The 13,009-nt window shown below is 66.0% G+C and carries 10 protein-coding genes and 1 tRNA gene; 6 read left to right on the plus strand and 5 right to left on the minus strand.

Annotated elements, in window-relative coordinates:
* Positions 1-540 (minus strand): phage late control D family protein (locus HMPREF3115_RS10840; protein WP_256276121.1); only part of this gene is annotated, 540 nt, incomplete at its 3' end.
* Between the two features lie 722 nt (positions 541-1,262).
* On the opposite strand from HMPREF3115_RS10840, the gene HMPREF3115_RS10845 reads away from it, so the two are divergent.
* Positions 1,263-1,339, plus strand: a tRNA-Val gene (locus HMPREF3115_RS10845).
* 147 nt (positions 1,340-1,486) lie between these two features.
* Here HMPREF3115_RS10845 and HMPREF3115_RS10850 read toward each other — a convergent pair.
* Both HMPREF3115_RS10850 and HMPREF3115_RS10855 read right to left on the minus strand, forming a co-directional pair.
* Entirely contained in the window at positions 1,487-2,356 is an 870-nt protein-coding gene (locus tag HMPREF3115_RS10850; protein ID WP_006409651.1) for a sigma-70 family RNA polymerase sigma factor, read from the minus strand.
* Positions 2,356-2,829, minus strand: a complete 474-nt coding sequence (locus HMPREF3115_RS10855; RefSeq protein ID WP_006407272.1) for a carboxymuconolactone decarboxylase family protein — start codon at positions 2,827-2,829, stop codon at positions 2,356-2,358. The genes HMPREF3115_RS10850 and HMPREF3115_RS10855 overlap by 1 nt, the downstream gene beginning before the upstream one ends.
* Positions 2,830-3,458: 629 nt before the next feature.
* On the opposite strand from HMPREF3115_RS10855, the gene egtB reads away from it, so the two are divergent.
* The 5 genes from egtB to HMPREF3115_RS10880 all read left to right on the plus strand — a co-directional run bounded on the left by egtB (position 3,459) and on the right by HMPREF3115_RS10880 (position 7,084).
* Positions 3,459-4,673 (plus strand): ergothioneine biosynthesis protein EgtB, encoded by a 1,215-nt coding sequence (gene egtB, locus HMPREF3115_RS10860; protein ID WP_053296645.1) that lies wholly within the window; start codon positions 3,459-3,461, stop codon positions 4,671-4,673.
* Entirely contained in the window at positions 4,657-5,670 is a 1,014-nt protein-coding gene (gene egtD / locus HMPREF3115_RS10865; RefSeq protein ID WP_070554375.1) for an L-histidine N(alpha)-methyltransferase, read from the plus strand. The genes egtB and egtD overlap by 17 nt, the downstream gene beginning before the upstream one ends.
* A gap of 244 nt (positions 5,671-5,914) precedes the next feature.
* Complete coding sequence (locus HMPREF3115_RS10870; protein WP_070554376.1) at positions 5,915-6,205, plus strand: hypothetical protein; 291 nt, start codon at positions 5,915-5,917, stop codon at positions 6,203-6,205.
* Positions 6,206-6,257: 52 nt separating this feature from the next.
* On the plus strand, positions 6,258-6,512 hold the full coding sequence (locus HMPREF3115_RS10875) for a glycine zipper 2TM domain protein (RefSeq protein WP_035946387.1): 255 nt from the start codon (positions 6,258-6,260) through the stop codon (positions 6,510-6,512).
* 206 nt (positions 6,513-6,718) lie between these two features.
* Complete coding sequence (locus tag HMPREF3115_RS10880; RefSeq protein ID WP_053296648.1) at positions 6,719-7,084, plus strand: hypothetical protein; 366 nt, start codon at positions 6,719-6,721, stop codon at positions 7,082-7,084.
* A 218-nt stretch (positions 7,085-7,302) separates the two neighbouring features.
* On the opposite strand, the gene HMPREF3115_RS10885 is transcribed toward HMPREF3115_RS10880, so the two are convergent.
* Together HMPREF3115_RS10885 and HMPREF3115_RS10890 are read right to left on the minus strand one after the other, a co-directional pair.
* Positions 7,303-10,329, minus strand: a complete 3,027-nt coding sequence (locus HMPREF3115_RS10885; RefSeq protein WP_070554378.1) for a type III restriction-modification system endonuclease — start codon at positions 10,327-10,329, stop codon at positions 7,303-7,305.
* Positions 10,329-12,347 (minus strand): site-specific DNA-methyltransferase, encoded by a 2,019-nt coding sequence (locus HMPREF3115_RS10890; protein WP_006401726.1) that lies wholly within the window; start codon positions 12,345-12,347, stop codon positions 10,329-10,331. Before HMPREF3115_RS10890 ends, HMPREF3115_RS10885 begins: the two co-directional genes overlap by 1 nt.
* Positions 12,348-13,009: the final 662 nt, after the last annotated feature.

The raw sequence follows: 13,009 nt of genomic DNA on the forward strand, positions 1-13,009 counted from the left end.
ATAGAGCCCCTCGTCCTCCATCAACCGATGCACGAAATTCCAGTCCGTTTCACTTTGCCGCGTGAACGATCGGTTCAACAAAGGCTGCGACAGAGCAAAGCGAAATCGCCCTCTCGCTTCCGGATGCACACTCAGCACATCGGAAATGATCTCCTCCGCGTTCCGGTCGATCCAGATCTTCTCGTCCCGGCGAAACCGAAGCAGATGCATCCACGCGCGCAACTCCAGCTGATAGGTAGTGAGTCCGCCGTTCGCTCCAAGACGCCGAACGGTGTACACGTAGCCGTTGACCGGCCGGCAGGATTTGTTCGCCTGCTCGATCCACAGCGTCGCCGGCTGGGCAATCAGTTTCTTGAGTTCGAGGCGATCATTGCCCGATACGACGTCAAGCGTGAACGAGTAATCCCGTCCGATGCGCGATCGGCCTACTGCACGCTGTATCGCAAGCAGGTCTGCGCCCAGCGGCGTGTCTAATTTGAGTAAACGGTCCTGCTGAAGCAAGCCGCCGCGAATGGCAGCGCTGATATCCGGCATGTTCACGATGCAGCCCTTTTTTTATTTCAGCACCCTCGGATGGTGTCTGTCGTACAACCGCGCGGGATTTTACCGTTTAATCAGCACGTTAAGGTCAATCATCGTTCATACGAACGTTGAGAATGTATGAAGCCACGAACCGTGGCTCGACTTTGCCGAGGCCGCATCAATCGCAATTCAGTCGTGGCGCAGCCGTACTCGAACGCCGAGCCATTTAGCCAACGTGACGAGAGTCGCACATCGACGAACACGTCCCCCACATCCAGTGCACAACCTGCTCGAATCACAGTCGCCGGACTGTGCTTATCCAAAGGTGTTAACAGAGTTCGTATACATACGTAGTGATAGTTAACAAGCCCACCACATCACAGTGGATAACCTCCGTAACGCACTGAATTGTCGACACGAAGCGCAATGCATAACCGCACGCGATGCGCGTGCACAGCTCTGTGCAGCACAGAACAACTTTCCGGCGATTCACAGCTTCGCGAACCTATCCTCAATCGCTCCACTGTGAATCCAGAGGCTTGCCGAATGGTTATCCAGAGCCCAATGTGGATAACGTGACGACACCGACTCGTTGCGCTGTGCCCGCACGTCCGTAGACAGACCGCACCATCGCCGGCGCTCCCGCATCGCACCCCGCCCGTCCTCACCACGCGCGTCAAAAAAATTTCATGAAAGGGCTTGTGCTACTCCCAAACCCTCTCTATAATTCGCGGCTTCTTAGGCTCGTAGCTCAGTTGGTTAGAGCACCACCTTGACATGGTGGGGGTCGTTGGTTCGAATCCAATCGAGCCTACCAACGAATAATCGAAGGGGTCCGGCAGCACGCATTGCTTCATGCAATCCGGCTCGCCAAATGATCAAACGCCACGCGGCAGGTTCGCGTGGCGTTTTTCTTTTCCGCATTGCATATTGCGTTTGCGCTTCGGCATCGCGCCGTCGCGCATCAATGCAGATGCTTCAGCTTGTCCGGATTGCGCACGACGTAGATCGCGACGATCTTGCCGTCCTCGATCTCGAGCGCCGTCGTCTGCAGCTCGCCGTCGGCTTCGCGCGTGACGAAACCGGGCAGGCCGTTGATGAAGCCTGCCCGCACGAGCATCGACGCCTGCGTCGCGAACAGCTCGGCCAAATGCGCGTGCACCTTCATCACGCGCTCGAACCCGAACACCGGTTTGGCTGCGGCCGTGCGCTTGCCGCCGCCGTCCGAATGCAGGCTCACGTCTTCGGCGAGCATCGCGCCGAGCATGCGCATGTCGCCGCTGCGCGAGGCCGCGAAGAAGGCTTCCGCGAGCTCGATTCCGCGCTGCCTGTCGACGCGAAACCGCGGCCGCGCTTCACGCACATGCGTGCGTGCACGCGCGGCGAGCTGCCGACACGCAGCGGGCTCGCGCTGGATCGTCGCGGCGACTTCGTCGAACTCGAGCCCGAACACGTCGTGCAGCAGAAACGCCGCACGCTCCAGTGGCGAAAGCCGTTCGAGCGCAAGCATCAGCGGCAACGTCACGTCTTCCTGTTCGTCTTCGTCGACGACGGGCTCGGGCAGCCACGGCCCGACGTACGTTTCGCGCCGATACCGCGCCGACTTCAGATGATCGAGGCACAGCCGCATCACCATCCGCCGCAGGAACGCCTCGGGCACGCGGATCGCGGTGCGGTCGACGTCCATCCAGCGTATGAACGCGTCCTGCACGACGTCCTCCGCATCGGCGACGGACCCGAGCATCCGGTACGCGACGCGAATCAGCATCCGGCGCAGCGGATCGAAGCTCGCGGCCGCGTCGCCCATCGTGTCCGCGGGATCGACGTTCGTCATCAGGCCACCATCTTCGCGGCGGCGGCCTTCGCCTCGGCCGGGTCGACCCATAGCCCGAAGCCGACGGCCAGCCGGTTCCAGCCGTTGATCACGTTGATCATCAGCGTGAGCTTCACCTGTTCCTCCTGCGTAAAGTGCGCATTCAGGTCGGCATACGCGGCGTCGTGCGCGTGGCCTTCGGACAGTCGCGTCAGCGCATCGGTCCAGCCGAGCGCCGCGCGTTCGCGGTCGGTGTAGCAGGGCGCCTCGCGCCAGGCGGCGAGCAGGTTGATCCGCTGCTCCGTCTCGCCTTGCGCGCGCGCTTCGACGGTGTGCATGTTAAGACAGTTCGCGCACGCGTTGATCTGCGATGCGCGGATCTTCACGAGCTCGATCAGCGTCGGCTCGAGGCTTCCGGCCGCGGCGACCGATACGGCCATCCAGTCCTTCATCAGTGCGGGCGCAACGGCAAACGGATTGAGTTTCGCGGTCATGGTCCTTCTCCTTTCGTGTGGGTTCCGATGACATGACGAGCGAGCACCCGGCCCGTGTGACATCCCGACGAAAAATTTTTCAATTCACGTGACGATCGAGAGGCCGGGGAGGGGAAACGGAAAGCGATGCGTGCGGCGGTTCGAACGTGCATCGAGCGGATCCGAATGACGGAAGCCACCCGTCCATCGGCCCGGGGGAACGCTGTCGCGGCGTGCGACGGCATTCGCGAATCCACGCCGCATGTCATGCCGGCGCCAAGACGATCGCCGCGTGAGTGCCAGAAGGCGTCAGCAGGCCGCCGGGCGGGCATGCGCCTTGCGGCCGTCCGCGCGGGCCGCCGCATAAGCGATAGCGCTTCACCGCTCATTGCCGCACGCACACCGACGCATGCTTTCAAATTTCTTTCGTTTCCGCTTTCCGCGCAATCCGATTCGCGACCTTCACATTTCTGGACCATACTGTTCTGCACGGGCAGATGGACTGACGCCGCTTTTGCGGCCCGGCGTGCGCGCCGGCTGCCCGATGGACGCAGCACCGAAGGTCGCACGTCAGCCGCGCGCAACCGAGCGCGAGGCTTTCCTTTTTCCGGCAACGCAACGCAGCGAATTGCGACGTGGACGGTAAACCGATGAGCCTCCTTGCATCCCAGCTTCAGCGCCGTTATCAGGACGTGCGCGCCCATAGCGTCGCGTTGACGGCGACGCTGTCCGCCGAAGACCAGGCCGTGCAGTCGATGCCCGACGCGAGCCCGACGAAGTGGCATCTCGCGCATACGACCTGGTTCTTCGAAACGGTCGTGCTGATGCGTCGCGTGCACGGCTACACGCCGTTCAACGACGCCTTCCAGTTCCTCTTCAATTCCTACTACGAAGCGCTCGGCCCGCGTCATCCGCGTCCGCAGCGCGGGCTGCTCACGCGCCCGTCGCTCGACGAAGTGCACGCGTACCGGCAGTACGTCGACGAAGCGATGCTGAACGCGCTCGCCGGCGCGGATCCGTCGCTGCTCGATACGATCGCGCCCGAGATCGAACTCGGCCTGCATCACGAGCAGCAGCACCAGGAACTGATCGTCACCGACATGCTGCACGCGTTCTCGTGCAATCCGCTGAAGCCGGCCTACCGCCCGCGCAGCGATGCCGACACGCAGGCGCTCGCCGCGGGCGACGCAGGCCCGCTGCGCTGGCTGCATCGGCCGGGCGGGCTCGTCGAAATCGGTCACGGCGGCGATACGTTCTCGTTCGACAACGAGCGGCCGCGTCATACGGCGCTCGTGCGGCCGTACGAGATCGCGAATCGGCTCGTCACGAACGCCGAATTCGCGGCGTTCGTCGCCGACGGCGGCTATGCGCGCCCGGAATACTGGCTGTCGGACGGCTGGGCGACGGTGCAGCGAGAAGGATGGCAAGCGCCCGCGTACTGGATCGCCGACGACGAAGCCGCGCACGGATGGCGCACCTTCGGGCTGCACGGCGTCGAATCGCTTGCGCCGGACGCACCGGTCTGTCACGTGAGCTTCTACGAGGCGGCCGCGTATGCGGAATGGGCGGGCGCGCGGCTGCCCACGGAATTCGAATGGGAAGCGGCGTTCGGCGCGGACGGCATCCGGCAGATGCTCGGACACGTATGGCAGTGGACGCGTTCGTCGTACGAGCCGTATCCGGGCTTCCGGCCGCTTGCCGGTGTCGCGGCCGAATACAACGGCAAGTTCATGGTCGGCCAGCAGGTGCTGCGCGGCAGCAGCATCGCGACGCCGCCGGGCCATGAACGGCCGACGTACCGCAATTTCTTTCCGCCGGCTGCGCGCTGGCAATTCACGGGAGTTCGACTTGCGCGAGACGTCTGACCTGACGGCCACGACCGGTGGCCAGCTACCCGCCCGCGAAGTGCGGCCGAGCGCGTTCGAGCGCGACCTGATCGACGGACTGTCGCGCACGCCGCGCAGCATCCCGCCGAAATACTTCTACGATGCGACGGGCTCCGCGCTGTTCGATCGCATCTGCGAACTGCCGGAGTATTACCCGACGCGCACCGAACTCGGAATCCTGCGCGCGCGTGCCGCGGAGATCGTACAGCGCGTCGGCCCGCATGCGGACATCGTCGAATTCGGCGCGGGCTCGCTCGAGAAGATCCGCATCCTGCTCGACGCGTTCGCCGCGCACGGCGCCAACGCGCCGCTGCGCTACGTGCCGATCGACATCTCGGCCGACTATCTGCACGGCGCGGCCGCGCGGCTGCGCGCCGAGTATCCGTGGCTCGACGTCGCGCCGATCGCGGCCGACTACACGAAGGCCGAACAGCTCGCGGAACTCACCGCGGCGCCGCGGCGGCGCATCGGTTTTTTTCCGGGCTCGACGATCGGCAACTTCACGCCGGAAGAAGCCGACGCATTCCTGCGCGATGCGGCGCAACTGCTGCGCGGCGGCGGCCTGCTGGTCGGCGCGGACCTCGTGAAGGACGAGCGCGTGCTGCACGACGCGTACAACGACGCGCAGGGCGTAACCGCACGCTTCAACCTGAACCTGCTCGCGCGCGCGAACGCCGAGCTCGGCGCGGACTTCGATCTCGATGCGTTCTCGCACTGCGCGTTCTACGATCCGCAGCGCCAGCGCATCGAGATGCATCTCGTCAGCGACGTCGCGCAAACGGTGCAGGTACGCGGTCACGTGTTTCATTTCGATGCGGGCGAACGCATCCACACCGAGAACTCGTACAAGTTCACGATCGACGGCTTTCGCACGATCGCGCGACGCGCCGGGTTCGTGCCCGATACGGTGTGGACCGACGCGGACCGGCTGTTCAGCGTGCACTGGCTGCGCAGCGTCGACGATATTCGCGCGTGAATTCGAGCCCGTCGCCGGGGCGGCCGTCGCGCTGTGCGGCCGCCCCGGCGACGAATTACGCATGCCGATGCGCGTGCGCCACGCGCGACGCACGGCCGTTTTTTCCTTTACCGACAAGTACTTGCCAGCGACCGTAAACGCCCGTTACCGGTCTCGCACACCGGTTTCACCTGTATCCGCGCGTGTTGCCTAGACTCCAAACCGTATTCACACGAAGCACGACATACGTGCAGGGAGTCGCGAGATGAGCAAGAAACTTCTTCTCGGTGCGGTTATCGGTGTAGCGGCGCTCGCCGCGTCGGGCGTGGCATCGGCCCACGTCGACCTGTCGATCGGCATCGGCGTGCCGGGCGTCTACACGGCGCCGGCACCGGTCTATGTGGCGCCGCCGCCCGTCACGTATGCGCCGGTCGGCTATCGCTACGACGACTGGCGTGCGCGCGAATGGCGTGAACGCGAATGGCGTCGTCACGAGTGGCGCGAACACGAATGGCGCGAGCGCGACCGCGGCTGGCGCGGTGGCCGCTGGGATTGAACGCCGGCCGGCTCGCCGGTCGGCCTGATCGATGCGACAGGAGCGTGATCGCATGATGTCGATTCGAAGTTTCCGTACCTGTGCCGCCGCCGTTATCGTTGCGCTCGCAACGATCGGCAGCGCGCATGCGGCCGGCTGCATGAAAGGGGCGGTGGTCGGCGGCGTCGCCGGCCATTATGCGGGCCACCACGCGGTGGCAGGCGCCGTCGGCGGCTGCGTCGTCGGCCATCACATGGCGAAGAAGCACGCGCAGGAGCAGGCCGAGCAGCGCAACGAACGCGCGCAGTCGGCGCCGCCGAAGCAGTAAGTCAGCGTAGCCACCAGGCGGAAGGGCGCCACGGCGCCGCTTCCGCGTTTCATTTTTCTTCTCCGCTATCGCCGGGCTCCGGCGTATTCGTCCTATCAAAGCACGTAACGCGCGTCGTTACGATCATTTACAACGTCGCGATGCACGCCGATCGCGTGCGTTCCTAGAATGCAGTCACTCGAATACACACAAGGGAGGAGCACTCGATGAAAAAACAACGATATCTGTCCGTGCTGGCAGCCGCGCTGCTCGCACTGGGGACGGTCTCCGCACACGCGGCGGCCGGCGGCAACGGTGGCGGGAATGGCGGCGGTCATGGGGCGGGCGGTTCCGGCGGCAATGCGGGCGGCATGTCGGGCGGCCACATGAGCGGCGAAGCGCTGAGCAATTCGAACGGCTTTCATGCGGGCGATCGCGACAAGGGCCTCGCGCGTGCGGCCGATCGCTCCGACACGATCGCCGATCGCGCCGGCACGCAGCCGGGACGCGGGCATACGCACGGCCATGCCGCGCACACGACGTCGCACGGCAAGCATACGAAGCGCAACGCGTTCGGTAAGACGACGCTGTAACGCGGCCTGCAGGAAAAAAGGAAGGGCGCACGTCCGAATCGCATGGCGGCGCCGGAATCGCATCCGGCTTACCGTGCATTCGGGCGTGCGCCCTTTGCTCGCGCGTCGCGTCGTGCAGACGCGATGCTCGTTTCATGTCGACAGGCGCCGCGACACGTGCGCGCCCGCTCCAGCTGCGCGTCCCGTCGGCGGCGACAGCATTGCCGCCGACGCTCGCCTTACCGCGCCGTGCGCGTCGGCGCCGCAGCGACGTCGAACAGCGCGTCGACGTGCCGGACGCGCACGAACCGCGCCGCATCGTCGCCGTCGGCCAGCGCACGGAAATGCGCTTCGCCGCACGCGAGCTTCGCGCGCTCGTGCTCGGTCGGCGTATCGCCGTCCGCATTCGGCGTATCGACGACGAAGTACAGCCGCTCGCCGCCGTCCTGCTCGGCGAGCACGGCCCAGTCGGGGTGATAGCTGCCGAGCGGCGTCGCGACGCGGAACCACGCGGGCAGCTTTGCATACAGCTTCACGCCGCCGTGCGCCTCGAGCGCGTCCGCGAATGCGCGCTCCGCGTCGGTCTCGCAGACGACGGCCTCGTGGATCGACTTGCGCGCCTCGAGCCGCAGGTTGCGGAGATAGCCGGTCAGCGCCTCGCTCTCGAACGATTCGAGCGCGTGTACGTGACGATCGCCAAGCTTCCGGTACGCGATGCCCGCGACGAGCGCGAGCCGCTTGCAGCGATTGATCGCATCGGCCGCGACCGCGATGAACTGCTGCGGATTCACGCGGAAATCGTCGAGCCGGCCGCTGTCCGCGAGGATCGTCGCGAGCGAGCGGCGCGTGAGCTGCGTGCGGTCCTGCAGTTCGGTCAGCAGGTCGGGCAGCGGCAGTTCGCCTTCGTCGATCAGCACGGTGCCGGCGCCGCCGACCTCGATCGCCTCGACGCCCGACTTGCCGATGTCGATCTCGGCCTTGCGCCATTGCAGGCGTGCGCGCGCGATGTCGGGCGCGTCGCGCAGCGCGGCCGCGCAGTCGCGCACCAGCTTCGCATTGTCGAAATCGACGCGATACACGGTGCGATGGCGGATGCGATCCCATAGCGCGCGGAAATCGTCGCCGAATACGACGGCCTTGCCCGATGCATCGCGCCGCAGCGCGATCGCGCGACGCTCGTCGGCATTACGCACCGCGAAGCGGCCCGATAGCTTGCGCAGCGTCGCGACGATCGGCGCGCGCAGCGACTCGAACGCGTCGGGCAGCACGAGCGCGCTTTGCCGCAGCGCGTCCTTCAGCCGGTCCAGCACCTTGCCCTGCGCGTCGACGTAGCCCTGCTCGTGCAGATGCATCCACAGCACGCGCGACAGTTCGACGCCAAGCGCATGCGCGGGCCCGTCGCCTTCCTGCACGGGCAGCGCGGCGAACTGGTGCTGCTCGACGATCCCGAAGCGGATGCCGGTGTCGGCCTCGATTTCCTTCTGCAGGTTCTCCGCGAACGACTCGTAGCGCTCGGTCGCGATCACGGTCAACGTGTTGACGCCCGGGTCGCGCACGCGCTCGCCGTCCTGGTCGACCGCGAGACGCAGCCCGCGGCCGAGCGTCTGGCGGCGCTCGCGCTCGGTCTGGATGTCGCGCAGCGTGCAGATCTGGAATACGTTCGGGTTGTCCCAGCCTTCCTTGAGCGCCGAGTGCGAGAAGATGAATTTCAGCGGCGTGTCGAACGACAGCAGCGCTTCCTTCTCGCGCATGATCAGCCCGTACGCGCGTTCCGCGTTCTCGCGCGCGACGGCGCTGCTTTCACTCGTGTCGGTCCAGCCGCCCTTGCGGTCGATCGAGAAGTAGCCGTTGTGGGCGCGTTCGACCTCGCGCGCGATGTCGACGCCGTCGAACAGCGCGCGATACGCGGGCACGCGCGCCGCGCGCGCGTATTCCTCTTCGAAGATCAGCGCGTATTCGCCTTTGACCGGCATCCCGTTCTCGTCGTAGCGCCGATACCGTTCGACCGAATCGACGAAGAACAGCGAGAGCACTTTCACGCCGCGCTCCGCGAGGCGCAACTCCTTGTCCAGATGCTCGCGGATCGTGCGGCGGATCATCTCGCGCTGCACGGCGAGCGTGTCGATGTCGCCGAACGCCTCGCCGAGCGACAGGAACGTTTCGCCTTCGGGATGCCGCAACTCGACGTACTCGGCGCCCTTCGCCGCATGCACCTCGCCGATGCGCAGCCCCGCGTAGAGCGCGCGCTTCGTCAGGCGCTCGAGATCGTCGCCGTCGGTGGCCGACACGAGCTGGCGCTTCACGCCGTTCGCGGTCGCGACGTCGAGCTCGAGACGCGCGCTGATCGCGCCGCGCCGGTTCGACACGCCGACGAGCCGCACGTACGGCTTGTTGTGCGCATCCTCGACGATCGCCGATGCGATCTCGATCTGCTTGACGAGCTTGCGCTCGTACGCGTCGACCGCATCGAGCCGGTACACCATGTGATGACGGTCGACGTGCGTGGCCGAATAGCGCAGCGTGCAGAGCGGATCCATCGCGGCGAGCGCCTCGCGGCCGCGCCCTTCGAGCCCGCCGTCGACGCTCTGCGGCTCGTCGACGATCACGATCGGCCGCGTCGCGCGGATCAGGTCGATCGGTTTCTCGCCGCCGGTCTTCTCGCTGTCCTTGTAGAGGTTGTTGACTTCCTTCTTGTTGATCGCGGCGACCGTCATCACCATGATCTGGATCGTCGCGCTCGCCGCGAAGTGGCGCACCTGACCGAGCTTCGCGGAGTCGTACAGGAAGTAGTCGTAAGGCACGCCCGCGTAGAGCGCCCGGAAGTGATCCTCGGTGATCGCGAGCGTCTTGTGCACGCCTTCCTTGATCGCGATCGACGGCACGACGATCACGAATTTCGTGAAGCCGTAGCGGCGGTTCAGCTCGAAGATCGTGCGCAGATACACGTAAGTCTTGCCGGTGCCGGTCTCCATCTCGACCGTGAAGTCGCGCGAGCCCGGCGAGCCGGAGGGCGGCAGCCCGCCGCGCAGCTGCACGTCGGCGAGGTTGCGCGCGAGTGCGTCGTCGGTCAGCGACAGCCGGTTGCCGACGCCGCGCTCCGACATCGCGAAGCCGAGCGAGCCTTGCGCGGCGGCCGTCGTGCCGGGCGCCGCGCTCGCGAGCACGCTGAAGTCGCCGCGATACGATTCCTGGCCGCGAAACAGGTCGCAGACGGCGTCGATCGCGTCGCGCTGATAGTCGAGATCCGCTTCGAAGTGCAGCCGCATCACAGGCTCCGCACGCGCTTCACGCCGTGCTGTTCGAGCAGCGCGGCGAGATTGAGCTTCGCGACGTCGTCGACGAAGCCGCTGTCGCGGAACAGGCACGTGACGTCGCGCGTCGCGCCGCTCGCGTCGAGCAGGGCGACGATCCCGTCGGCGAGCGGCTCGGCGTCGTCGCGCGACACACGTGCGTCGAAGCACGCGACGATCTCGCGCCCGATCAGATGCACGGTCTTGCCGGCGATCGTGTGATGCTCGACCGGCGTGCACAGGTCGAGGCCGAGCTTCAGCGTCAGTTCGGCGAGCAGGTCGTCGTCGGTGCGGCCGGTCTTCACGTGCTCGACCGAGGCGAACAGCGCATGGTCGAAGTCGTCGCGGCGCGGATCCCACTCGATCACGTTCGTCGTGTCGAGCCGGTACACGCGAAAACCGAGGTCGCCATAGCTTTCCGGATAGTCGCGCGCGACCTGCTGCGCGGCGCGGCGCAGACGCTCCTTCGTCACTTCGGCGAGCGTCGCCGGCTTTTTCAGCTTCGCGCAGAAATCGGCGGCGGCCTGCTGCGTCTTGTCGCGACGATCGAGCGGTTCGGGCAGCTGCACGAGGATGTAGCGGCGCGCGCCGCCGTCGGTCGCGTTCACCTGCATCACCGCGTGGCCGGTCGAGCCGGAGCCCGCGAAGCAGTCGAGCACGATGTCGTCGCCGCGCGTGCACCAGCCGATCACGGCCGCCGCAAAGTCGACCGGCTTCGGCTGCTCGAACGGAATCCCGAGCGCCTTCAGCAGCGCGTCGTCGGAACCACCGAACGGCAGCACCGACGGCACGTTCTCGTACATGTTTTCGTCGAGATAGTAGATGCGCTGCGGCTGCGTGGTTTCGTCCGGGCCGAACTCGATCTGTCCGCGCTCGAGCAGCGCCTGCATCGTCGCCGGCGGATTGCGCCAGCCGCGCGCGGGCATCGCGCACGGCTTGCCCGTGACCGGGTGGAGCAGCGGCGTGAAGTATTCGTCGGGCGCCTTCTTCTTGTTCGGCCACGCCATCGACACGAGACGGTACACGCGCCCGTCCTCCGACAGCCGGTCGTACATCGCCTCGCCGCCGGACAGGTTCGTCTGCGCCTTCACCCACGCGCGGTATGCCTTCGCCGCATCCTTCGGCGTGCCGCTGCGGTACATCGCGTCGTGCGCGGCGTCGAGCATGCGCTGCGCGTTGCGCTTCGGCCGCTTCAGCGGCGCGCGCTCGAGCAGCGTTTCCGCATTGCGTGCGAACAGCACGAGCGACTCGTGCTGGTAGGCGATGCCGCGCGCGTCGCCTTTCGGATTGCGCTTGTCCCACACCGCGACGCCGAGCTCGTTCTCCTCGCCGAAGATCTCGCGCAGCATCAGCACGAGCGCGTGCACTTCGTGCTCGTCGATATGTACGACGATCAGCCCTTCTTCGGACAGCAGCGCGTGCGCGAGCTTCAGCCGCGGATACATCATGTTCAGCCAGTCGGTATGGAACCGGCCGTTCGCCTCGGTGTTCGTGCTGCGCTTCACGCCGCCTTCGGTCTGCCCCGTCATCGCGAGGTAGTGGCGGATGCTGTCGCTGAAATCGTCCGCATACACGAAGTCGTTGCCCGTGTTGTACGGCGGATCGATATAGACGAGCTTCACCTTGCCCGCGTAGCTCTTGTGCAGCAGCTTCATCACGTCGAGGTTGTCGCCCTCGATCATCAGATGGCGCGTGTCGTCCCATGCGACGCTGTCGTCGGGGCAGGGCCGCAGCGTGCCGGTCGAGGGCGTCAGCGCGGCCTGGCGCGCGTCGCGCTTGCCGTGCCAGTGAAAGCCGTAGCGCTCGTCGGCGTCGCTGACCGTGCGATCGCCGACCAGCGTCTTCAGCACGTCGACGTTGACCGATACGCCTTCCGGGCCTTCGGTCACGAGTTCGGGGAACAGCGCCTTCAGGCGCGCGACGTTGTCGGCCGTGAAATCGGTCGACATCGCCAGCGGGTTCGCCGCATCGAGTTTCTGCATCGTCTTTTCCATCGGGGGCCCGGCCGCCCGCGCCGGCAACGTCGGGCGCGGCCGCGGCATCGGCGGCAACGGCCGCCCGGGCAAACCCGAAACGCTAGCGAGTCGGTCGGCGCAGGTCAAGCGTTGATATGGCCCGAAATCACGAGTCGGCGTGGCACGGGACGCGCGGCGCGGCAGCCGCCGGATTTTCGCACGGTGCGAACCGCTTGCCCCATTCCAGCGGTTCAAGCGTAAACAGCGATGCGAAATGTCCTGTTTCGTGTAGTGGCCGTCGATCTGCGCGCGCGGCAATAGACCTGCCAGCCCTTGCCAGCGCTTCTCGTGGCCGGCCAACCGCGCCTCGCGTGCCGCAGCAATGCCCGCGTCGAATCCTCGCGCCGCATTGACCGCGTCGAGCAGGCTCGCCGCGTACGCGGGCCAAGTGGCGGCTAGCCAGCCGAAAACGGCGATTCGTCGGAAACGTCGTGTCGATATCATTTGCGTCAGTACCTGACGGCCGTCGGGCCGCCGCGACACGACGGTCGTCGCGCCTCGAAAACGCTGAATTCTTCAGCAACGCGTGACGACGAGATATCGTATTGCGTCCATTTTGGTATGCGATCGGCGGGCAGCCGACAGCGAAGGCCTCGCTCGTGCGTCGACACTCGCAGCCGACCGGCCGTCTGCCACCGCAA

The sequence above is a fragment of the Burkholderia sp. HMSC10F09 genome, assembly GCF_001806955.1.
Classification (GTDB): domain Bacteria; phylum Pseudomonadota; class Gammaproteobacteria; order Burkholderiales; family Burkholderiaceae; genus Burkholderia; species Burkholderia multivorans.